General features: G+C 67.8%; 18 protein-coding genes. 7 read left to right on the top strand and 11 right to left on the bottom strand.

Annotation, left to right across the window (positions count from 1 at the left end; genetic code table 11):
• Positions 1–18: 18 nt before the first annotated feature.
• The 4 genes from ACW9UR_RS00750 to ACW9UR_RS00735 form a co-directional block, all read right to left on the bottom strand.
• Positions 19–900 (bottom strand): F0F1 ATP synthase subunit gamma, encoded by an 882-nt coding sequence (locus ACW9UR_RS00750; RefSeq protein ID WP_458914980.1) that lies wholly within the window; start codon positions 898–900, stop codon positions 19–21.
• Positions 901–939: 39 nt separating this feature from the next.
• Positions 940–2,472 (bottom strand): F0F1 ATP synthase subunit alpha, encoded by a 1,533-nt coding sequence (gene atpA, locus ACW9UR_RS00745; protein ID WP_458914979.1) that lies wholly within the window; start codon positions 2,470–2,472, stop codon positions 940–942.
• Positions 2,473–3,033, bottom strand: coding sequence for a F0F1 ATP synthase subunit delta (locus tag ACW9UR_RS00740; protein ID WP_458914978.1), 561 nt, complete (start codon positions 3,031–3,033; stop codon positions 2,473–2,475). It lies immediately after the preceding gene.
• 230 nt (positions 3,034–3,263) lie between these two features.
• The gene (locus ACW9UR_RS00735; RefSeq protein ID WP_458914977.1) at positions 3,264–4,064 is read right to left on the bottom strand and encodes a class I SAM-dependent methyltransferase; all 801 of its coding nucleotides are present in this window, start codon (positions 4,062–4,064) and stop codon (positions 3,264–3,266) included.
• A gap of 29 nt (positions 4,065–4,093) precedes the next feature.
• Here ACW9UR_RS00735 and gloB point away from each other — a divergent pair, with 29 nt between their 5' ends.
• The 3 genes from gloB (at position 4,094) to ACW9UR_RS00720 (ending at position 8,318) form a co-directional block, all read left to right on the top strand.
• On the top strand, positions 4,094–4,861 hold the full coding sequence (gene gloB, locus ACW9UR_RS00730; RefSeq protein ID WP_458914976.1) for a hydroxyacylglutathione hydrolase: 768 nt from the start codon (positions 4,094–4,096) through the stop codon (positions 4,859–4,861).
• 273 nt (positions 4,862–5,134) lie between these two features.
• Positions 5,135–7,462: an ATP-dependent Clp protease ATP-binding subunit ClpA gene (gene clpA, locus ACW9UR_RS00725; protein ID WP_458914975.1), complete on the top strand. Its 2,328-nt coding sequence runs from the start codon at positions 5,135–5,137 to the stop codon at positions 7,460–7,462.
• 151 nt (positions 7,463–7,613) lie between these two features.
• Positions 7,614–8,318: a hypothetical protein gene (locus tag ACW9UR_RS00720; protein WP_458914974.1), complete on the top strand. Its 705-nt coding sequence runs from the start codon at positions 7,614–7,616 to the stop codon at positions 8,316–8,318.
• A 348-nt stretch (positions 8,319–8,666) separates the two neighbouring features.
• On the opposite strand, the gene ACW9UR_RS00715 is transcribed toward ACW9UR_RS00720, so the two are convergent.
• Positions 8,667–10,391, bottom strand: coding sequence for a peptidoglycan -binding protein (locus ACW9UR_RS00715; protein WP_458914973.1), 1,725 nt, complete (start codon positions 10,389–10,391; stop codon positions 8,667–8,669).
• Positions 10,392–10,394: 3 nt separating this feature from the next.
• The gene (locus ACW9UR_RS00710) at positions 10,395–11,558 is read right to left on the bottom strand and encodes a biopolymer transporter ExbB (RefSeq protein ID WP_458914972.1); all 1,164 of its coding nucleotides are present in this window, start codon (positions 11,556–11,558) and stop codon (positions 10,395–10,397) included.
• Positions 11,559–11,746: 188 nt separating this feature from the next.
• On the opposite strand from ACW9UR_RS00710, the gene ACW9UR_RS00705 reads away from it, so the two are divergent.
• Genes ACW9UR_RS00705 through ACW9UR_RS00695 form a run of 3 tightly spaced genes read left to right on the top strand, consistent with a single transcriptional unit; the run spans position 11,747 to position 14,443 of the window.
• Positions 11,747–12,667, top strand: coding sequence for an SPFH domain-containing protein (locus ACW9UR_RS00705; RefSeq protein WP_458914971.1), 921 nt, complete (start codon positions 11,747–11,749; stop codon positions 12,665–12,667).
• Positions 12,667–13,146, top strand: a complete 480-nt coding sequence (locus tag ACW9UR_RS00700; protein ID WP_458914970.1) for an NfeD family protein — start codon at positions 12,667–12,669, stop codon at positions 13,144–13,146. The genes ACW9UR_RS00705 and ACW9UR_RS00700 overlap by 1 nt, the downstream gene beginning before the upstream one ends.
• A gap of 58 nt (positions 13,147–13,204) precedes the next feature.
• Complete coding sequence (locus ACW9UR_RS00695) at positions 13,205–14,443, top strand: LysM peptidoglycan-binding domain-containing protein (protein WP_458914969.1); 1,239 nt, start codon at positions 13,205–13,207, stop codon at positions 14,441–14,443.
• 4 nt (positions 14,444–14,447) lie between these two features.
• Here ACW9UR_RS00695 and ACW9UR_RS00690 read toward each other — a convergent pair whose 3' ends face one another.
• Positions 14,448–15,029: a gamma-glutamylcyclotransferase gene (locus ACW9UR_RS00690; protein ID WP_458914968.1), complete on the bottom strand. Its 582-nt coding sequence runs from the start codon at positions 15,027–15,029 to the stop codon at positions 14,448–14,450.
• 92 nt (positions 15,030–15,121) lie between these two features.
• Between ACW9UR_RS00690 and ACW9UR_RS00685 the strand changes: the two genes are divergently transcribed.
• Entirely contained in the window at positions 15,122–16,138 is a 1,017-nt protein-coding gene (locus ACW9UR_RS00685; protein ID WP_458914967.1) for a DUF2125 domain-containing protein, read from the top strand.
• Between the two features lie 4 nt (positions 16,139–16,142).
• On the opposite strand, the gene ACW9UR_RS00680 is transcribed toward ACW9UR_RS00685, so the two are convergent.
• The 4 genes from ACW9UR_RS00680 to moaB form a co-directional block, all read right to left on the bottom strand.
• Positions 16,143–19,532, bottom strand: a complete 3,390-nt coding sequence (locus ACW9UR_RS00680) for an efflux RND transporter permease subunit (RefSeq protein WP_458914966.1) — start codon at positions 19,530–19,532, stop codon at positions 16,143–16,145.
• A 3-nt stretch (positions 19,533–19,535) separates the two neighbouring features.
• Positions 19,536–21,011: an efflux RND transporter periplasmic adaptor subunit gene (locus ACW9UR_RS00675; RefSeq protein ID WP_458914965.1), complete on the bottom strand. Its 1,476-nt coding sequence runs from the start codon at positions 21,009–21,011 to the stop codon at positions 19,536–19,538.
• Between the two features lie 114 nt (positions 21,012–21,125).
• Positions 21,126–21,572: an NUDIX domain-containing protein gene (locus tag ACW9UR_RS00670; protein ID WP_458914964.1), complete on the bottom strand. Its 447-nt coding sequence runs from the start codon at positions 21,570–21,572 to the stop codon at positions 21,126–21,128.
• The gene (moaB, locus tag ACW9UR_RS00665; RefSeq protein WP_458914963.1) at positions 21,569–22,102 is read right to left on the bottom strand and encodes a molybdenum cofactor biosynthesis protein B; all 534 of its coding nucleotides are present in this window, start codon (positions 22,100–22,102) and stop codon (positions 21,569–21,571) included. Before moaB ends, ACW9UR_RS00670 begins: the two co-directional genes overlap by 4 nt.
• Position 22,103: the final 1 nt, after the last annotated feature.

The following is a 22,103-nucleotide window of genomic DNA, read 5'->3' as shown; positions in this document are numbered from 1 at the left end:
TATGTGTGTCTCCGTCCCTTAGAGCGCTTCCGCGCCCGAGATGATCTCGATGAGTTCGTTGGTGATCGCCGCCTGACGCGAGCGGTTGTACTGGATCGTCAGCTTGTCGATCATCTCGCCCGCGTTCCGCGTGGCGTTGTCCATCGCACTCATCCGTGCGCCCTGTTCGGACGCGGCGTTCTCGAGCAGAGCGGTGAAGATCTGCGTAGCGATCGAGCGCGGCAGCAGGTCCGCCAGAATGGCGTCCTCGTCCGGCTCGTAGTCGTAGAGCGTGGCCTTCGCGGCGGCTTCGCCCTCGGCAGCCTCAAAGGTCGCCGGGATCAGCTGCGTGGCGGTCGGGACCTGCGAGATCACCGACTGGAAGGTGTTGAAGTAGATCTTGCAGACGTCGAACTCACCCGCCGCATAGCGCGTCAGCACGTCCTGCGCGATCCCGTGGGCGTTGTCGTAGCCCACGTGCTTCACGTCGCTCAGGTCGACATGGCCGACCAGGTGATCGCCGAGGTCGCGGCGCAGCTGCTCGCGGCCCTTCTTGCCGACGGTCAGGATCTTGACCGTCTTGCCCTGGCCGAGCAGCTTCTGGGCTTCATAGCGGGCCAGACGCACGATCGACGAGTTGAACGCGCCGCACAGGCCGCGCTCGGCGGTGGCGACGATCAGCAGGTAGGTCTGCTCCTGACCGGTTCCGGTCAGAAGCTTCGGTGCGGTGGGGCTGCTCTTGGCGCCCCGGGCCAGGTTCGACAGCACGGCGTTCATACGCTCGGCATAGGGCCGGGCAGCCTGCGCATTCTCCTCGGCGCGGCGCAGCTTCGCAGCTGCGACCATCTGCATCGCCTTGGTGATCTTGCGCGTCGACTTGACGCTGTCGATCCGGATTTTCAGGTCCTTGAGGCTTGGCATCGGCCAGTCTCTCCTTCCGAGGGGTCAGTCAGGCGACGATCAGGCGAAGTCCTTGGCGAACTCTTCGATCGCGCCCTTGATCGCCTCTTCCAGATCCCCGGCGACCTTGCGGTCGTTGTTGGTGATGTCGGCCAGCAGGTCCTGGTTGTTGGCGCGGACGTGGGTCAGCAGACCCCGCTCGAACCGCTGCACGTCGCCGACGGGCAGCTTGTCCAGGTAGCCGTGCGTACCGGCGTAGATCACGACGACCTGCTCGGCGTTGGTCAGCGGCGAGTACTGGGGCTGCTTCAGCAGCTCGGTCAGGCGCGCACCACGGTTCAGCAGGCGCTGGGTCGCGGCGTCGAGGTCCGAACCGAACTGCGCGAACGCGGCCATCTCGCGGTACTGGGCCAGTTCCAGCTTGATCGAGCCGGCAACCGACTTCATCGCCTTGGTCTGAGCCGACGAACCGACGCGCGACACCGACAGACCGGTGTTCACGGCGGGGCGGATGCCCTGGTAGAACAGCTCGGTTTCCAGGAAGATCTGGCCGTCGGTGATCGAGATCACGTTGGTCGGAATGAACGCCGACACGTCGCCGGCCTGGGTTTCGATGATCGGCAGCGCGGTCAGCGAGCCGGCACCGAAGTCCTCGTTCAGCTTCGCCGAACGCTCCAGCAGCCGCGAGTGCAGGTAGAAAACGTCACCCGGGTAGGCTTCACGGCCCGGCGGACGGCGCAGCAGCAGCGACATCTGGCGGTAGGCGACGGCCTGTTTCGACAGGTCATCGTAGATCGCCAGGGCGTGCATGCCGTTGTCGCGGAAGAATTCCGCCATCGCGGTCGCCGAGTACGGCGCCAGGTACTGCATCGGCGCGGGCTCGGAGGCGGTCGCGGCGACCACCAGCGAGTATTCCATCGCGCCGGTCTCTTCCAGCTTCTTCACCAGCTGCGCAACGGTCGAGCGCTTCTGGCCGACAATGACATAGACGCAGTAAAGCTTCTTGCTCTCGTCGTCGGTGTCGTTGACCGATTTCTGGTTCAGGACGGCGTCCAGAGCCACGGCCGACTTGCCGGTCTGACGGTCGCCGATGATCAGCTCGCGCTGGCCGCGGCCGATCGGGATCAGCGCGTCGATGGCCTTGAGGCCGGTCGCCATCGGTTCGTGCACCGATTTGCGCGGGATGATGCCCGGCGCCTTAACGTCGGCGACGCGACGCTCTTTCGCCTCGATCGGGCCCTTGCCGTCGATCGGGTTGCCCAGCGCGTCGACGACGCGGCCCAGCAGTTCCTTGCCCACCGGCACGTCCACGATCGAGTTCGTGCGCTTGACGGTGTCGCCTTCCTTGATGTCGCGGTCGGAGCCGAAGATCACGACGCCGACGTTGTCGACTTCGAGGTTCAGCGCCATGCCCCGGATGCCACCGGGGAATTCGACCATCTCGCCGGCCTGCACGTTGTCGAGGCCGTGCACACGCGCGATGCCGTCACCGACGGACAGCACGCGGCCAACCTCGGCGACCTCGGCGTCCTGGCCGAAGTTCTTGATCTGCTCCTTGAGGATCGCAGAGATCTCTGCAGCTTGGATCGCCATTTATCCGACCTCTTTCATGACATTTTTCAGACTGTCGAGCTTGGCGCGGACCGACGTGTCGATCATGCGCGAGCCCAGTTGAACGACGAGACCACCGATGAGGCTTTCGTCGACGGTGGTGTTGATCTTGACTTCGCGACCCGCGGCCTCGTGCAGCGCGGCGGCCAGCGCCTTCGACTGCTCGTCGCTCAGCGGGCTGGCGGCGCGCACCTCGGCGGTGACGACGCCGCGGTGATCGGCGATCAGCTTCTGCACGTCGCGGATCACGGCGGGCAGCGCGAACAGGCGCCGCTTGATGGCCATCAGGCCCAGCGTGTTGGCGGTCAGCGAGGACAGGCCCATCTTCTCGGCCACGGCGGCCATGCCCCGGCCCTGCTGGTCGCGGGAATAGGCGGGCGAGCTGATCAGCTGGCGCAGGTCTTCGCTTTCGTTCAGCGCCCCTTCCAGAGCGTTCAGATCACCCTCGAGACCGTCGATCTGATCGGCCTCGCGGGCCAGTTCGAACAGCGCGGTCGCGTAGCGGCCGGAAATGCCGGACGTCAGGGAACCAGAGTCGGACAAGGGCTACTCCGTTTCTTGTAGGCGGCGAAGGGGCTTGAGGCCCGCGCCCGCATGCAGGCGGGATCGGTGACAACCCCGGCGAAATCGGCGCGGTGATAGCAGAGCGTTCCCGAGGTGGCAAGAATGCTTGTGGTTCGGCGCGTGGGGCCGGAGACCCATGTTTCAAGGGCGCGCGGCGCACCGGCGGAAAACCTGCGACGCTTTGCACCATCGCAGGTGCAGCATGGCCGTCAACCGGGCGAATCCATTGCCGCGCGGGCGGCGGCCGGACAGGCTGCGCGTCCGGTTGCCGGCTTGGGCTTGGGCTGGGTCAGCCCCTCCAGCACTTCCAGCGGGCCCGGCACCGTCACCGGCGTGCCCCGCCGCGGCGTGGCGTAGACCTGCTTGCTGGCCTCAACCAGCAGCGTGCCCGCCAACATCTGGGCGTCAAGCCGCCGGCCCAGCCCCTCCCATATGCGGTCGGTCCGCAGCCAGAACCGCTTGTGGCTGGGCGGCGTATAAAGTGCCGCCGTGTGCCGCTCGGGGACGAAATTGTGCTTCCGCAGCAGGCTCTCGACCTGCCCTGTGCTGTAGGGGCGGCCATAGCCGAACGGCGTCGTCTCGCGGCGCGCCCACATCCCCGAGCGGTTGGGCACTATGAAGACCGCGTAACCGCCTGGCGCGAGGACGCGGTGGACTTCTTCCATCAGGGCGTTCGCCCGCTCGCAAGTCTCCAGCCCGTGCGCCACGATCAACCGGTCCACCGATCCCGCCGTGATCGGCCAGTTCGTCTCTTCGACCAGAACCGAATGATTGGCGACGCCCTGCGGCCAGGCCATCACCCCCTGCTGTCCCGGCATCAGCGAGATCACCCGGCGGCTGTCGGCGAGGAAGGGACGCAGGAAAGGATTTGCAAACCCGAATCCCGTAACCGTCATGTGCTTGGTCTCGGGCCACAGGCGTCGCAACTCCTCCTGCAGGACGCGTTGCGCCATCCGGCCAAGTTTGGTCCGGTAGTAAAACGCTCTCAGATCGACCACATCTAGGTGCATGAAGCGCCCATCTTACCGGAGGTATCCCCTTGTCGCTGGAAATCGTAACCATCCCCTGCCGCAGTGACAACTACGCCTACCTGCTGCGCGACAGCGTGAAGGGCGAGACCGCCGTGGTCGACGTGCCCGAGGCGGCGCCGATCCTCGCCGCGCTGCGCGCACGCGGCTGGGGGCTGGACCTGATCCTGATCACTCACCACCACAACGACCATGTCGACGGGGTCGAGGAAGTGCGCAAAGCCACCGGCGCCCGCGTTCTCGGCGCCGAGGCCGACGCCCACCGCCTGCCGCCGCTGGCCCGCGCGCTGAGCGAAGGTGACAAGGTCGCGCTCGGGGGTTCGGTCGCCGAGGTTATGGACGTCTCCGGGCACACCGTCGGGCACATCGCCTTCCATTTTCCCCAGGACCACGCGGTCTTCACCGCCGACAGCCTGATGGCGCTCGGCTGCGGACGGATATTCGAGGGCACGCCCGAAATGATGTGGAAAAGCCTCTCCAAGCTCGCCGCGCTCCCGCCCGAGACGCTGGTCTACTCGGGCCACGAGTACACCCAGGCGAACGCCCGCTTCGCGCTGACGATCGAGCCCGGCAACGGCGCACTCGAGGCCCGCGCCGCCCGCATCGACGCCCTGCGGGCCAAGGGCGAGCCGACCGTACCCGTCAGCCTGCGTGAAGAACTCGACACCAACCCGTTCCTGCGCGCCTCGCGCCCCGAGGTGAAACAGGCCATCAACATGCCCGGCGCCACCGACATCCAGGTTTTCGCCGAGATCCGCGGCAGGAAGGACCGTTTCTGAGGCAAACCGCGTACGGGCGTCGCGAAACCGTGTTCTCGACACAACCTCTTGTAGGCGGAGTTTCTTCGCCTACTTTATGCCCAGAAGCCGTTGCAAGATACTGCTTAACATTTCGGCACCGCCGGCTCGCTTCTCAGGCTTCGCTCCCAAACACGGCGCGATCACAAAATTGTCCTTGAAGCGCCGGCGACAAAACCGAAATGATAGAGTGAGGCCATCGGCTGACGGGTGGTTCCGAACTTCATCGGGGCCACGAGAGACAAGGAAGCAGACATGCCATCTTTCTCGAACACCCTTGAAACGGCGATCCACAATGCGCTGGGCCTTGCGAACGAGCGACGCCATGAACTGGCGACCCTCGAACACCTGCTGCTTGCGCTCGTGGACGAACCCGACGCCGCGAGGGTGATGAAGGCCTGCTCGGTCGACCTGGACGAACTGCGCAAGACCCTGGTCAAGTTCCTCGACGAGGAACTGGACAGCCTGGTGTCGGATATCGACGGCTCCGAAGCCGCGCCGACCACCGGGTTCCAGCGCGTGATCCAGCGCGCCGCCATTCACGTTCAAAGCTCCGGCCGCACCGAGGTCACCGGCGCCAACGTGCTCGTCGCGATCTTCGCCGAGCGTGAGAGTCATGCCGCCTATTTCCTGCAGGAGCAGGACATGACCCGCTACGACGCGGTCAACTACATCAGCCACGGCGTCGCCAAGGACCCGTCGTACGGCGAGGCGCGCCCGGTGACCGGCGCCGAAGAGGCCGAAAGCCAGGCCGAGGCCGCGCCGCAGAAGGAAGGCGAGGAAACCGCGCTGCAGAAGTACTGCGTCGACCTCAACGCCAAGGCGCGCAAGGGCGACGTGGACCCGCTGATCGGCCGCGAGCACGAGGTCGAGCGCTGCATCCAGGTGCTCTGCCGCCGCCGCAAGAACAACCCGATCCTCGTGGGCGATCCGGGCGTGGGCAAGACCGCCATCGCGGAAGGCCTCGCGCGCAAGATCGTCGACGGCGACGTGCCGAAGGTGCTGTCCGGCACCACGATCTTCTCGCTCGACATGGGCGCACTGCTGGCCGGCACCCGTTACCGCGGCGACTTCGAGGAGCGGCTGAAGGCCGTCATGAAAGAGCTCGAGGATCACCCCGACGCTGTTCTGTTCATCGACGAGATCCACACCGTGATCGGCGCCGGTGCGACCAGCGGCGGCGCGATGGACGCGTCGAACCTGCTGAAGCCCGCGCTTCAGGGCGGCAAGCTCCGCTGCATGGGCTCCACCACCTACAAGGAGTTCCGCCAGCACTTCGAGAAGGACCGCGCCCTGTCCCGCCGGTTCCAGAAGATCGACGTGAACGAGCCGTCGGTGGATGACGCGATCAAGATCCTGCGCGGCCTCAAGCCCTATTTCGAGCAGCACCACGACATCCGCTACACCAACGACGCGATCAAGATGGCGGTGGACCTCTCGGCCCGCTACATCCACGACCGCAAGCTGCCCGACAAGGCGATCGACGTGATCGACGAGGCCGGCGCGGCGCAGATGCTGGTGGCCGAATCCAAGCGCCGCCGGACCATCGGCGCCAAGGACATCGAGGCTGTTGTCGCCAAGATCGCGCGGATCCCCGCGAAAAGCGTCTCCAAGGACGACGCGGCGGTGCTCAAGGATCTCGAGACCAACCTCAAGCGGGTGGTCTTCGGTCAGGATGCCGCGATCGAGGCGCTCAGCTCGGCGATAAAGCTGGCCCGCGCGGGCCTGCGCGAGCCCGAGAAGCCGATCGGCAACTACCTCTTCGCCGGCCCCACCGGCGTCGGCAAGACCGAGGTTGCCAAGCAGCTCGCCGCCGTCATGGGCATCGAGTTCAAGCGCTTCGACATGTCCGAGTACATGGAGAAGCACTCGGTCAGCCGCCTGATCGGTGCGCCTCCGGGCTATGTCGGCTTCGACCAGGGCGGTCTGCTGACCGATACGGTCGACCAGAACCCGCACTGCGTGCTGCTGCTGGACGAGATCGAGAAGGCGCACCCGGATGTCTACAACATCCTGCTGCAGGTGATGGACCACGGGAAGCTGACCGACCACAACGGCCGGACCACCGACTTCCGCAACGTGGTGCTGATCATGACCTCGAACGCGGGCGCGGCGGAATTGGCCAAGACCGCGATCGGCTTCGGCCGCGACAGCCGCGAGGGCGAGGACATGGCCGAGATCGAGCGTCAGTTCAGCCCCGAGTTCCGCAACCGCCTCGATGCGGTCATCAGCTTCGGCGCGCTGCCGAAATCGGTGATCCTGCAGGTGGTCGAGAAGTTCGTGCTGCAGCTCGAGGCCCAGCTGATGGACCGCAACGTGGCCATCGACCTGACCCCGGCCGCCGCCGAATGGTTGGCCGACAAGGGCTACGACGAGAAGATGGGCGCGCGCCCGCTGGCCCGCGTGATCCAGGAGCACATCAAGAAGCCCCTGGCCGAGGAACTGCTGTTCGGCAAGCTCGCCAAGGGCGGCACCGTGCGCGTGGCGGTGAAGACCGACGCCGACGAGCTGGATCTGCAGATCAGCGAGCCGGGCGCGCCGCAGCTGCCCTCTCGCAAGCCCCCGCTGCTGACGGCGGAGTAAGGCTTACAGGACATGGAAACGGGCCGTCCCTCGCGGGGCGGCCCGTTTTCCTTTGCCCGATCTTCTGCCCGATCTTTTGCCAGTGCGGTTAACCGGCTCTCAACTCCCGTGACCGAGGATCCGATTCTATTGATGCCAAGGAGGACCCTTCGTGTCGCTGGTCGAGATTCTCATCATCCTGGGCTCCGCCGCCGTGGGCGGCGTGGTCGCCTGGGCAGCCTGGCAAGTATCGCTGCGCCGCCGCAAACGCGCCGGGGCCGTGCCCGCAAAGGCACGAAAACCCTCCGCCGTGGCAGAGGAAAGCGGACCCGAAGCGCCCCGTCCGGCGCATGCCCCGCTCCGTGCCTCGTTCCTCGCCCGCCTGGCGCCGGCAGCGCAGCCCGTACCGCCAGCCGCACCGGCCGGCCCCGATCCCGAGGTACTGGCGCGGCTCGACGGGCTAAAGGCCGACATCGCGACGCTCGCGCAGGCGCAACTTGCCCTGCTCGAAGGCCGCGCCGAACGCGAAAGCCGCCTGCTGGCCGAGATGCGCGCCATCGCCGCAACGCCGGAACTGACCAAGGGTCTCGGCCGGGTCGAAGCCGCCCTCGCAGCGCTCGAAGAACGGATTGGCGCGCCCGAAACCCGCGCCGAAGCAGCCGAACCGCGGGACGAACCCCGTCTCCGCACCCGGTCATTCGACGACAACACCCCCTCCGGCGAGCGCCGTGTGATCGCCGATGCGACCGCACCGCGAGAGGATGGACAGCGCCGCGACGACAGCCTCGTCACGATGCTGGACCACGCCCGCAACGCTCAGCGTCCGCAGGCAGATACCGGCCTGATCGGTCGCCGCACGCTCGGCCCCGCCGAATAACCGAACCAGACAATTGAACGGGCCGCCGCCGCCTCTGGCGAACGCTCGGCCAGTTTCGACACAGCAGAAGCCCCAATCAACTCTGGCTCCGCCCATGCGCGCCACTGGAGGCCGTCCCCCAGAGGCGCGCCGCTTTCTTCAAGGGCGCACCGACCTTCTCTTTCCCCAAAATACTCCCGCCGGAGGCCCCCATCGGCAACCGCACCACGCCTGCCGGAACGGAGCAGAATCGCCGCTAACGAAGTTTTTACACTCTTTTCAACTTAAAATTCATAGGCTTAAGGGGGTTTTCACGATGAAAACCCCGGATTTCACAGTGAAACCCCAGCGCGGCAGGGCGCGCCCGGCTCAGCGTTCGGTGAATTTCAGCTCGATCCGCCGGTTGCGGGCGCGGGCCTCGGCGGTGTCGGCGGGATCGATGGGCTGGTACTCTCCGAACCCGTTCGCCGCCAGCCGCGAGGCCGGGATACCCTCGGCGTCGATCAGGTATTTCACCACCGACAGCGCGCGGGCCTGGCTCAGTTCCCAGTTGTCCGCATAACGCCCGCCCGAGATCGGCAGGTTGTCCGTGTGCCCGTCGACCCGCAGGATCCAGTTGATGCCTTCCGGGATCTCGCCCTGAATCTCGCGGATCACCGCAGCAACCTCGCCCAGCTGCTGCCGGCCCGCGACGCCCAGCGCCGCCGAGCCTCGGTCGAACAGCACCTCGGACGAGAACACGAACCGGTCACCCACGACCTGGATCCCCTCGCGGTCACCCAGGATCTCGCGGACCCGGCCGAAGAATTCAGAGCGGTAGTTCTCGAGGTTCTGCGCCTCGGCCTCCAGCCGCTGACGCTCGGCCTCTTCCAGCTCGCGGCGGCGGCGCTCCTCGTCGGCCAGTTTGCGCTGTTCCGAGGCGACGCGGGCCAGCGCAGTGTTCAGGTCCTGGCCAAGGCTCTCGATCCGCACCTGCTGCGCCTCTTCCTGCGCCTTGGCCTCGTCGAGCAGCGATTGCAGCGAGCGAAGCTGCTGGCTGAGCGCCGCAGTCTGCTGGTTCAGCAGCTCCACCCGGCGCTGGCTTTCCGAGGACAACTCCTCCTCCTCGGCCAATTCGCGCTGCGCAAGCTCCAGCAGCGCCCGCCGCTCGTCGGCCAGCGACAGCGCCTCGTCCCGTTCCTCCGTCAGCGCGGCGCGGGCGGCTTCCGCCTCGTCCTCGGCGGCCCGTGCGGCGGCGAGCAGGGTCAGCGTCTCCTCGGCGCGGGCCCGGGCCTGTTCCAGCTGCAAGGTCATCGCGGTAAGCTCAGCCGAGGAGTTCTCCAGTCGCTCGCGCAAGGCGCGGGCCGCCTCGGCCTCGACAAGCCGGGCCTGTTCGGCCTCGGTCAGCGCATCCTCGGTCTCGGAGAGTTCCGAGGCCTGCTCCTCGATCATCGCGGCCTGCGTGTCCCGCTCGGTCTCCAGATCGGCGACCAGAGCCTCGAGCGCCTCACGGCGGGCCGCTGCGAGCCGTGCGGCCTCTGCCCCCTCGTCGATCTCGTCCCGAGCCCGCGCGAGCGCCAGTTGCAGGGCCTCGGCCCGGCTGAGCGTCTGGGCGTTTTCATCGCGCAAGGCCGCCAGGTCTTCCTGCGAGGCGGCCAGTTCGTCCTCGGTCTCGGACAGGTCCGAACGGGCGGCAGCAAGGCTGCTCTCCAGATCCGCCTGCTGCGCCAACAGCCCAGCGACCTGTTCCTCGAATGTAGCGATCTGCGCCTGCGCCTGGTCCCGCTGGTCCGAGAGCGTTGCGATCAGCGCAGCCTGCTGCACCGCCTGGCTTTCCGCAGCCGAGAGGTCGTCGCTCAACGTCTCGACCTCGCCCTCCAGACCCGCGGCGCGCTGCTGTTCCAGTCCCAGAGCCTGCGCCAGCTGGGCGACTTCGCCGGAGAGCTGGTCCAGTTCGCGGTCCGCTTCCGTGATCCGGTCCCGCAACACGAACTGCACGATCATGAAGATCGACAGCACGAAGAACAGCACCAGCAGCAGCGCCGTCATCGCGTCGACGAAGCCGGGCCAGATATTGGCCGAGAAACGGGAGCCGGAGCGCCGGGCGAGAGGCATGGCCTAGCCCCTCGTCGCCTGGCGGATGGTCTCGGTCAGCTGGGCGATCTCCTGCCGCAGCTCGGCGACCGCGTCCTGCCGCCCGGCGGTCATTTCCTCGAGGATCCGCAAGAGTTGCGTGTCCATGTTCCGTAGGCGCATCCGGCTGTCCGCGTCCAGCGCGCCGCCTTCTTCCTCACGCGCCTCGAGCATGGTGGCGATCCGCTCCTGGCTGGTGGCGATGCGATCGAAGATACCCTGATCCGCGCCGCTGCCGCCCTGCGGACGTTCATTCAGCTGTTGTGCCAGCGCCATGACCGCGTCGGTCAGACGGCTCATCTTGGCGTCGGTCTCGATCCGGCTGCTCTCGGCCCGCACCGCAAGGTCACTGAGCGTCGAGATCTGCGAGGAGGCCATCTCGGACCCGCCGCCGCCCATGATCCCGGTGCCCTCTTCGCCGGTGAAGAGCGAAAGCTTGGTGATCGAGCTGAGCCATTCCTCGAGCTCGGAGTAGAACCGGTTCTGCCCGTGCCCGGCGAAAAGCTCCAGCAGGCCGACAACCAGCGATCCGGCGAGGCCCAGCAGCGACGAGGCGAAGGCCGTGCCCATGCCGCCCAGTTGATCCTCGAGCCCGGTCATCAGGTTGTCGAACACCTCCATAGAATCCTGACCCTCTTGCGGAGCGAGGGTGCGAATGGTGTCGACCACCGCCGGGACTGTCGTGGCGAGACCGTAGAACGTTCCGAGAAGTCCTAGGAAAATCAAAAGGTTAATAATGTAGCGCGTGATGTCTCGCGCCTCTTCCAACCGCGTCCCGACCGAGTCGAGGATCGAGCGGGTCGAGGTCGAGGTCAGCTGTTGCCGCGCCTTGCTGTCGCGCAGCATCGCCGACAGCGAGGCCAGAAGCCGGGGCGAGGCCGTAAATTCGTGCCCAGGCCGATCGAGTGCGAACCCTTCGATCCAGTTCACCGCCGAGGTCAGCGCGAACACCTGCCAGAAACAGGCCAGCACCCCAACGACGAACACCGCGAGGATCACGCCGTTCAGATAGGGCGACGCCAGGAAGATCGGCGAGACCGCCGGGAAGGCGAAAAAGGATCCGACCGCCACCAGGACAAGGATGACGACCATGACAACGATCTGGCGGAACGGTTGCGAGAACTGCGGTTCCTGTTCGCGATCCATCATCATCTAGGCTCTTGCCCCTTCGTGTCTTTTTCGCCGGCCAGCGCCGCGCCCCGCAGTCTAGCCGTGCCGCTGACCTTGGCCAAATGTCAATGTTGCCGTGCAAAATGACCCGGTTTGCGCGGCTTTTGTTGCGTGCCCGACATGGTTACCCCATATCTTGTTGCCATTGTGTTTCTTTGAGGTCCGTCATGCTGGAAACCTTTGGCCCGCCCGCAATTGCCATAGCCGTCTTTGCCGTCGTCCTGATCTGGATGACCGTCAAATCGGTTCCCCAGGGCGAAGAGTGGACTGTCGAGCGGTTCGGCCGCTACACCCGCACGCTGCGACCGGGACTGCGGTTCCTGGTGCCGCTGATGGATCGCGTCGGCGCCAAGATCAACATGATGGAGACCGTCCTCGACATCGAAAGCCAGGAGGTCATCACCCGTGACAACGCCATGGTGCGCGCGGACGCGGTCGCCTTCTACCAGGTGATCGACGCGGCCAAGGCGGCCTACGAGGTGCGAAACCTGGAACGGGCGCTGTCGAACCTCAGCCAGACCAACATCCGCGCGGTGATCGGTGCAATGGATCTGGATGAGAGCCTGTCGAACCGCGACATCATCAACTCCAAGCTGCTGACGGTGATCGACCAGGCCTCGAACCCCTGGGGCGTCAAGGTCACGCGGGTCGAGATCAAGGACCTGGCCCCGCCCAAGGACATCACCGAGGCGATGGGCCGCCAGATGAAGGCCGAGCGCGACCGCCGCGCCGAGATCCTCACCGCCGAGGGTGAGAAGCAGTCGGCTATCCTGAAGGCCGAGGGTCTGCGCGAAAGCCAGATCCGCGAGGCCGAGGGCCGACGCGAGGCCGCGTTCCTCGACGCCGAGGCCCGCGAGCGCGCCGCCGAGGCCGAGGCCAAGGCTACGCGCATGGTCTCCGAGGCGATCGCCGCCGGTGACGTTCAGGCGGTGAACTATTTCGTCGCCCAGAAATACACCGAGGCGCTGCGCGACGTGGCCGCCTCGCCCAATTCCAAGACGGTGATGGTGCCGCTGGAGGCGTCGAGCCTTCTGGGCTCGATCCAGGGCATCCGCGACCTGGCCGAGGCTGCAGGCAAGGCGCGCTGATGTTCGTCTGGCTGGAGACCATCTCGCCCTGGTGGTGGGTCGCGCTGGCGCTGATCCTGGGCGCGATCGAGATGCTGACCATGTCGCTGTTCCTGCTGTGGCCAGCCGCCGCCGCGCTGCTGATGGCGGTGGTGGTCGCCGTGCTGCCCGGCATGCCTGGAGAGCTGCGGCTCGCGGTGTTCGCTGCGCTTGCGATCGCGCTCACCTACGCCGGTCGGGCACTGGTGCGGCGTTATGGCGACGGCGGCGGCGCGGGGGATTCGGGGCTGAATTCGCGCGCCGCGCAAATGGTCGGGCGGCGCGGCCGGCTGCTGTCGGCCCAGGCCGGCGAGCTGAGCGTCGAGATAGACGGGGTGCACTGGTCCGCGCGCCTCGACGCCGAGGCGCCGCTGGCGCCGGGCGTGCTGGTCGAGGTCACGGGCGTACAGGGTATGACGCTGCTGGTCCGGCCTCGGCTCGACACATCGGGCGCGTCTTAACCAAGCGGTAACGCTGCCGCCGTATCTCTGGTCCGGTCTTGCTGGAAGGAGTTCGGCCATGCCCTCAGGCCAGAGGGTCCGCGCGTGCGTGATCGCGCTGACCTGCCTTGTCCCCGCCACGCTGTTCGGCAACGCGGTCGCCGCGCAGACCTGCCCCACGCACGAGGTGCAGGCCGGCGACACCCTGCGCCGGATCGCCGAGGCCTATCTCGGCAGTCCCGAGCTGTCGGGGCTGGTCTACGCGCGAAACGCGACGCTGATCGGCCCGGACGCGGACCAGATCGTGCCGGGCATGCGCCTGACCGTCCCGTGCGAGGGCGGGATTGCGAGCGGCACGCCCCAGTTCCCCGCGACGCCGGATGTCGATGCGCCGGCGCCGGTCGGCGCCGCGCCCGAGCCAGACCAGACCGCCGAACAGGTGCCGACACCGCAGCCGGTCGCGGTCGGCACCGCAGGGTCCGCGTGGGGGCTGAGCGGTGTCTCTCCGGCCGCTACGCCCGAACCTGTTGCCGAAACGGTGCCGGCTGCTTTGCCGCCCGTCGCGGCCTCTCGCAAGGCGGCAGGCAGTTCTGTCCTGCACATCGTCACCGGCGGTCCCTACCGGCCCTATGTCACCCCCGAGGCGGGGGATGGCGGGCTGTTGCCGGTGCTGGTCCGCGCCGCGCTCGACACCACGCGCGGCCCCGAGCCGCGCATAGCCTTCGTCAACGATCCGGTCGCCCATGTGACCGAGCTGCTGCCGCGCGGCGTCTATTCCGTCAGTTTCCCGTGGCTGGTCCCCGATTGTGCCGCGGCGCCCGTCGATCCGCTGGGGCTTTGCACCGGCCACATCGTGTCAGACACGCTCTACGAACAGGTAACCGAGTTCTACGCGATCTCGGAAGGCCCCTTTGCGGGCGCGCAGGATCTGTCAGACCTCGCCGGAGCCCGGATCTGCCGCCCCGAGGGCTGGCCGGTCTGGGATCTGGAGGCGGCCGGGCTGCTGCCCGACGCCGTGGACCTCGTGGTGCGGCCCGATCCCGCCGGTTGCCTGCATGCGCTGGACGGCGGCGCGGCGGACATCGCCTCGCTCGACGCGATGCTGGCGCGGGCCATCGCCGGGCGAAGCGATCTGGACAACCCCCTGGTGGTTCTGGAGCCGCTGACACGGGCCGAGGGGCTGCGCGCCATCGCGCGGGCCGACGATCCCGCCGGTGCCGAGGCAATCGCGCGGATCAACAAGGGCCTGCGCGCCATCGCCGAGGCCGGGACCTGGTTCGAACTGGTGCGCGCGCAGATCCTGTCGGTCGGCGGCTGACCGGTCAGGGCAGCGACCGGACCCGTGCCGCGAGGTCAAACAGGCCGGCATCTTCCAGCCCCAGGTCGTGCAGGCTGCGGACCGTGTTGAGAAGGTAATCGCGGTTGGTCCCCGCCGGTCCTTCGGCGCGGGCGATGATCTCGGCCTGATCCTCGGTCGACAACATGCCGCGATACTGCTCGTGGCTGCGGTCCATCACGTAGCACAGCGCCTGCACGTTGCGGCCGTCGCTCAAGGCAAGCGGCTCGAGCACTTCGAGATAGGCCGAGGAAACGAGTTCCCGCTCGCGCAGGTACGACAGGCAGGTTTTCCCATGCGCACCGGGCACGCGGTAGGCGACCCCAGTGCACGCCGCGCCAGCCTGCCGGTCCAGCGCCAGGACAAGGCCCGGCGCCTCTGGCGTGCCACGGTAGACGATCGAGGACATGCAGAACGACCGGTGATAGCCGTCGAGGCGGGCCAGCACCTTCTCGGCGGCCTCGAAGCCGGGGTTCCACATCAACGAGCCATAGGCGAAGACCCAGAAGCCCTGCCCCGCGTCGATGTTTACGGTGCCGCCTGCGCGGCCTTCCGCCTCGTTGTTCATTGCCTGCCGCTTTCCTATCTGGTGCCGAGCCTGTTCCCCGGTTCCGCCCGCTGATATAGCCCGCATACCCCCGCTGCCGAAAGTCCTGACCGATGCGCCGCCTGTTCTTCCTCGTTGTGATCGCCGCCCTCGCCTGGTCCGGCTACTGGTTTGTCGGTTCCACCGCGAAGCGCGAGGCCATCGCCGGCTGGCTCTCGGCGCAGCAGAGCCGGGGCTGGATCGCCGAGGCGGACGAGATCGCCGTGCAAGGCTATCCGAACAGGTTCGACACGACACTGAGCGGGCTGGAACTGGCCGACCCCGCATCGGACGTGGCGTGGTCGGCGCCGAGCTTCCGGATCTACGCGCTCAGCTATGCTCCGAACCATATCATCGCCTCCTGGCCGCAGAGCCAGACTGTCTCGGGGCCCTTCGGGGCGCTGCGCATCGACAGCCGCGAGATGACAGGCAGCGTCCGCTTCCAACCCTCGACTTCGCTGGCGCTGGACGAGACCCGGATCGAGATGCGGGGCGTCGACATCTCAGCCGCCGAGGGCTGGAGCACGGGGCTGGGTGAGGGGCGCTTCGCGCTGCGTGCTGACCCCACCGCCGAGATCCCGAACACTTACGAGGTCTTCCTCCGCGGCAGCGTACTGGAAATCCCGGAGGCCCTGCGGGATAGGCTCGACCCCGAGGAGAACCTCCCACCCTCGATCGGCGCGATCGAACTGCGCGGGCGGATGACGCTGGACGCCCCGCTCGATCGGCACGCGGCGGAGGGCGCGCCGCCGTCCGTGATGGCAATCGAGATCGACGAGGCCTCGCTTGGCTGGGGCGACCTGCGGCTTGCGGCGGACGGCAGGCTCGAAGCGGACGCCAACGGCTATGCAGAGGGCCGTGTCGCGTTCCGGGCTGGGAACTGGCGCGAGCAGCTGCGCCGGGCGCGCAATTCGGGCCTGCTGACACCCGAAGCCGATGCCTGGGCGAACCGGCTGCTGAGTGCGACGCAGCAGAGCGGCGAAGAGGACCTGAACCTGACGCTGGCCTATCGCAAGGGACGGATGTGGATGGGGCCGATCCCGGTGGGTCCCGCGCCGCGCCTGAACGACGGGGTGCCGAACCCGTCCTGATGGCTTACGCGGCCCGGCGTCCGGCCCCGGTCAGCGCCACCAGAACCCATGCGCTGACGAAGACGGCGAACAGTCCCACCAGCATCGCCGCAATCGAGGCCGGGCCGCCGGGCAGTCCCGGTAGCAGCGCCTCCACCGGCCCAGAGGCCCGGCCCGTCGCCGCCCAGTAGCCCGCCGTCACCGCGACCACGCCGAGGCTCGCAGTCGCCGCGCCTGCCAGCACCAGCCGCGCCGCCACCGGCTGGCCCCGGCCTGCGCGCGCCCGGCGAAGCGAGCGCAGGATCCGGCCCACGTCCTGCTGCGACGCGATCAGTGCCGGCACCAAAAGCAGGACCAGCACCATGCCGACCCCCAGCCCGTAGCTGAGGGTGATCACCGTCGGCTTCAGGAATTGCGCCTGCTGGCTGCTTTCATAGAGCAGCGGCGCGAGCCCCAGCACCGTCGTCAGCGTCGTCAGCAGGATCGGTCGCAGCCGGTCCGCCGCCGCGTCGATCAGCGCCGGGACCAGCGCCCGGTCGCGGGCGTAGTCGTCTACCGTCGTCACCAGCACGATCGAGTCGTTGATGATGATCCCTGTCATGCCGATCAGCCCGACGACCGAGAACATCGAGATCGGGACGTCCCACTGCCAGTGCCCGTAGATCACCCCGATCAGGCCGAAGGGGATCACCGACATCACCACAAGCGGGCGCGTCCAGCTGGCGAAGATCCAGGACAGCGTCAGGTAGATGCCCAGAAGGCAGAGCATGAAGCCCAGCAGCGCTTCGGACAGGAAGTCGCTTTCCTGCTCGGCCAGGCCCGCGAGCCGCCATTCCACCCCGTGCCGGGCGGCGAGGTCGGGCAGGATCGCGGTACGCAGCTCCTCGGTTATGGCGGCGGCGCGCTCGGGGTCGTCCTCGGAGATGTCGCCGGTGACGTTCAGCACTCGCAGGCCGTTCTCGCGCCGCACGGTCGAGAAGCCCAGCCGCTCGCTGACCGAGACGATGTCCGACAGCTGCACCCAGGCACCGTCTGGGGCGCGCAGCCGGGTGCGGGTGAGGAAATCGGCAGTCAGCTCACCCTCCGGAAGGCCGACCTCGATGCTGCCGGTGCGGGTGCCGACCGGGAACTCGGCGGCCTCGATTCCGTTCAGCCGCTGGCGCAGTTCGCGCCCGACCGTGTCGATGCTGAAGCCCAGCGCGGTACCGAGCGGGGTCAGCTCCAGCACCATCTCGGTCTTGTCGTAGGCCAGATTGTCCTCGACCGCACTGACTTCAGGGAAGCGGGCGACGGCGAGCTTGAGTTCCTCGGAAGCCTGTTTCAGCACAGCCGCCTCGGCACCGAACAGCTGCACGTCGAGCGCATCGCCGCCGGGCCCGGAGCGCCAGCCGCGGAAGCTGAGGGTCTCCAGCATCGGGTGGCGCACCACCTCGTCCTGGAGCGCACCGAGAAACTCGAACGAGGAATAGGGCCGGAAGTCCGGATCGATCAGTTCGATGGCGATCGAACCAAGCTGGTCCTCGTCCTTGGTATCGGACCCGGCGAGGCCCCGGCCGGTGGTGCCGCCGACCTCGGCCAGCGCGAAGGTGACGGGGTTGGTGCCATGCTCGTCCTCGTAGCGGGCAGCGACGGCATCCGTGGCACGCTGCAACTCGCGGATCATCGCCAGAGTGTCGTCGCGCGTGGCGCCAGGCAACATGGCGATGTTTCCCGAGATCGAGGGCTGTTCCGGCGCATTGAAGAAGCGCCAGGTCACGTCGCCGCGGAGGAAGGCCGACAACGCCAGCGCCAACACCACCAGCGCCCCGGCCAGCATCGGATAGCGCAGCCGGATCACCACCGCCATCAGCGGACGGAAGGCGTAGTGGCGCACGTAGCGGAACCCCGCGTTGACCGTGCGGCTGGGCCAGTCGTACCAGGCCCGCCCCCGGTCCTGTGCCGCCAGCGCATGGGACATGTGGTTTGGCAGGATCAGGAAGCACTCCGCCAGCGAGGCGATCAGCACCATCACCACGGTGAACGGAATGTCGGCGACCAGTTCCCCGAACCGGCCCGAGATCGTGGTCAGGCCAATGAAGGCCAGAACGGTGGTGATCGTGGCCGAGAACACCGGCAGGAACATGCGGCGGGCGGCGTTCTCGGAGGCCTCGGCGGGGCCTTCGCCAAGGCGGCGGTGCCGGAAGTCGGCGTGCTCGCCCACGACGATGGCGTCGTCGACGACGATGCCCAAGCAAATGATCAGCGCGAAGAGCGAGATCATGTTGATGGTCAGCCCGAAGGCGTACATCAGCGCAATGGCGGCGAACATGGCGACCGGGATGCCTGCCGCCACCCAGAACGCGATCCGGGCCGAGAGGAACAGGAACAACAGCGCCAGCACCAGACCGAGGCCGACGAGGCCGTTGTCCAGCAGGATGTCCAGCCGGTCGGTGATCGCCTCGGCGCGGGTGCGGATCAGCTCGACCCTCACGCCATCGGGCAACAGCGGTTGCAGTTCCGCAGCGACGCGGGACACGGCGGCCTGCATCGCGATGGCGTCGCCCTGGTCGTTGCGGTCGACGCGGATCGAGACCGCCGGGTACTCCCCTTTGAAGTAGGCCCGACCGCTGTCCGCGCCGCGCTGCGTGACCTGCGCGAGGTCGCCGACGGTCAGCCGCTCTCCCTGCCGGTCCGAGCGGACCTCGACGGCGGCGACCTCCTCGGCGGTGCGCTTTTCGACACCGGTGCGAACCCGGGTAGAGCCGCCCGACACTTCGCCCGCCGGGTCGGCTTGCGCCTCGGCGCCGATGGCGTCGGCGATCTGCTGAAGCGAGACGTCGTGGCGGACCAGCGCGGCTTCGGGGACGGTGACTTCGATCTTGGGCGCGGCGACGCCGCGGATCGTGGTGCGGGTGATCCCCTCGCGGAACAGGCGCTGCACGAACTCGTCGGCATAGCGGCCCAGCTGCTCGGGCGAGACCGGGCCCGAGATTACAACGTCCGTCACCCGGTCGCGCCAGCGGGCACGCTGGATGTCGGGCTCCTCTGCCCCCTCGGGCAGGTTGTTCACGCTATCGACGGCGGCGACCACCTCGTCGAGTGCCGAGGCCATGTCCCAATCCGGCTCGAAGAACAGCTCGACCTCGGCGCGGCCTTCGCGCGCGGTGGACTCGGCTTCTGTGACGCCCTCCACGACCAGAAGCGCGGGTTCGAGAACGCCAATGATGGCGTTGTCGACATCCTCGGGCCCGGCACCCTCCCAGGCGATCTGCACGCGGATGCGCTCGAGCACCACGTCGGGGAAAAACTGGCTGCGGATCTGGGTCGCGGCAACGATGCCGAAGGCGACCATCAGCACGAGGATCAGGTTGGCGGCGGTGTTGTGCCGGGTGAAGTAACTCAGGATCCCCTTCGCCCGTTCGATCCCCCGCGCCACGGCTCAGCCCCCCATCCGGCTTTCAAGCCGTTCGACCACCTCGGCGGGGACCTCGTCGGCTGCAAGCTGTGTCAACAGCCGGGCCTTCACCTCGTCAGGCATCCGGCCATTGCCTTCGACGAATGCGATCAGGCGCGCGCGGCGATCCGGGGTCAGCACCAGCGTCTGCGGCGGCGCGGCAGAGGCCTGTGGGCCGCCGCCCTCGCCGCCGGTGTCGATGATCGCCCGGACCTGAACGCCCGGCCCGAGTTGCGGCTGACGCTCGCGCACATAGCTCCGCCCGGCGGGTGCGTCGGCGACGATCAGGCTATCGCCCTGCCGCCGCAGGATACGCACCTGCGCCGCTTCGAGCCGCCCGTCGTCGGTCAGCAGAAGGATCCCGCCATCGGCGCTGGCGGCCGTTGCCGGGATCACCGCAACCTCGCTGAGCGGAGGCTCGAGGATCTCGACCACAAGGAAATCGCCTGGTCTGAGCGCTTCAGCGCCGACACCATCGAGCGCGGCATAGAGCAGCCGTCCGGTCTGCCCGGTGCCGACCTCGGCGCCGACTCGGTCGACGTGGCCGGAGACCTCGATCGGGAACTCGTCCAGCGGTAGCGTCGCGCGGATCGCGATATCGCCGAGCGCCGCCTCGCGGGCTATCAGCCGGGCGTATTCCGCATTCGAGATACGGAAGGCCACTTCCAGCGCGCTGGTGTCGATCAGGCTGCCAAGTTTCTCATTCGCCGAGACCTGCCCGCCCGGCACGGCGCTCGTCGCGGTCAACAGACCGTCGAACGGGGCGAGGATGCGCGTGTCGTCCAGCTCGCGCTCGGCCTCGCGCACGGCGATGCGGGCGCGGTCGACGGCGATATCGCTCAGCGAGGCCTGCGCTTCCGCCTGCGCCAGAGCCTGCCGACGCTGCACGACGGCCTGCTCGGCCTGCGCCAGCGTCACCTCGGCCAGTTCGACCGCGGCACCGGTGCCCGCGCCCCGGTCGCGGATCGCAGTCTGCCGCTCGAAGGCCTGCACGCGCAACTCGCGGGTCTGCTCGGCGGCGGCGAGATCCTGTACGGCCAGTTCCAGGGTCGTCACCGCCTCGATCGCCTGCGCCTCGGCCTGGCGCAGATCGGCGCGCGCCAGGTCAAGCGCGGCACGGGCGTCGGCGGGGTCGATCTGCACCAGCACTTCGCCGCGCGAAACGGCGCCGCCGTCGCGGAACGCGGCGTTCAGTTCCTGCACGCGCCCGGCGGCGGCGGCGCGGATCTCCAGTGTACGGCCGCTGGCGACCTCGCCATAGGCAGTGATGATCGGCGTCGCTTCCTCAAGGCTCAGAGTGTCGACATAGACCGCGAACTCCCGCTCGCGCCCGCCACCGCGCCTGTCGTCGTCCTCGGACTGCTGCAAGGCGCGGAACAAGGTACCGCCCGCCATCGCCAGCAGCCCGAGCGTCAGGCTCAGCAACAGCACACCAGCAAGGGATCGGGTCAGGAAACGCATGCGGTCAGGTTGACGGGTCCATGGTGCCGCTTTCGTGCGGCGGGGCGCGGACAATCTGCGCCCTTCAAACGTATAGTACGCAGCACTCCGTCGATCCTGTCGAAAAAAATGCGTTCACGCGGCCAAATAGGCTTCGATCAGCGGCACCAATACCGGAACCAGCGGCACCGCGCGCAATTGGGCCGGGGTCAGAAGGGCGAACCCGGCCCCCTCGCCCAGGCGGATATCCTTCGGGTTCACGTCGAGCGTGGCGGTGAAGACGAAGAGCCGCGTGCGCCGGGCCGAGCGGGACTGCACCTGTCCGAAGGGCGTCAGCGCCGAGGCGGGCAGCACCAATCCAGTCTCTTCCTCAAGCTCGCGCAGCGCGGCCTCGGCCAGGGTCTCACCCGGTTCGACACCGCCGCCGAAGAAGCTCCAGTAGCCGCCGTAGGCGATGTCGGGATAGGCGTCCCGCAGCTGCATCAGGTCCCGGCCCTGGCTGTCGCGAAGGGCCACAAGCGCCCCGCGCGTTGCGCCCGGATCTTCGCCCGGACCGTAGAGCGGGAACGGCTCGCGGCTCATTTCCGGCGCATGTGTTCGTCGAGCCGCGGCATGATCTCGACGAAATTGCAGGGCATGTGGCGATAGTCGAGTTGCTTGACCAGGATCTCGTCCCAGGCGTCCTTGCAGGCCCCGGGGCTGCCGGGCAGCGCGAAAAGATACGTACCGCCCGCGACGCCACCGGTGGCGCGGCTCTGGACCGCCGAGGTCCCGATCTTCGCCATCGAGACATGGGTGAAGACCGTGCCGAACGCCTCGATCTCCTTCTCATATACATCGCGGTGCGCCTCGACGGTCACATCGCGCCCGGTCAGGCCGGTGCCGCCTGTCGAAATCACCACGTCTATCCCGTCGTCGGCGATCCACTCGCGCAGCTTCGCGGCGATCCGGCCCCGCTCGTCGGGGAGGATCGCCCGGTCCGCCAACAGGTGCCCGGCCCCGGTCAACCGGTCCACCAGCACCTGCCCCGAGCGGTCCTCCGCCTCGGTCCGTGTGTCCGAGACCGTCAGAACCGCGATCCGGACCGGGATGAAGTCCCGCGCTTCGGCCATG

Source organism: Halovulum sp. GXIMD14794, from assembly GCF_054457455.1.
This window is presented reverse-complemented; position numbering and strand designations above follow the sequence as displayed.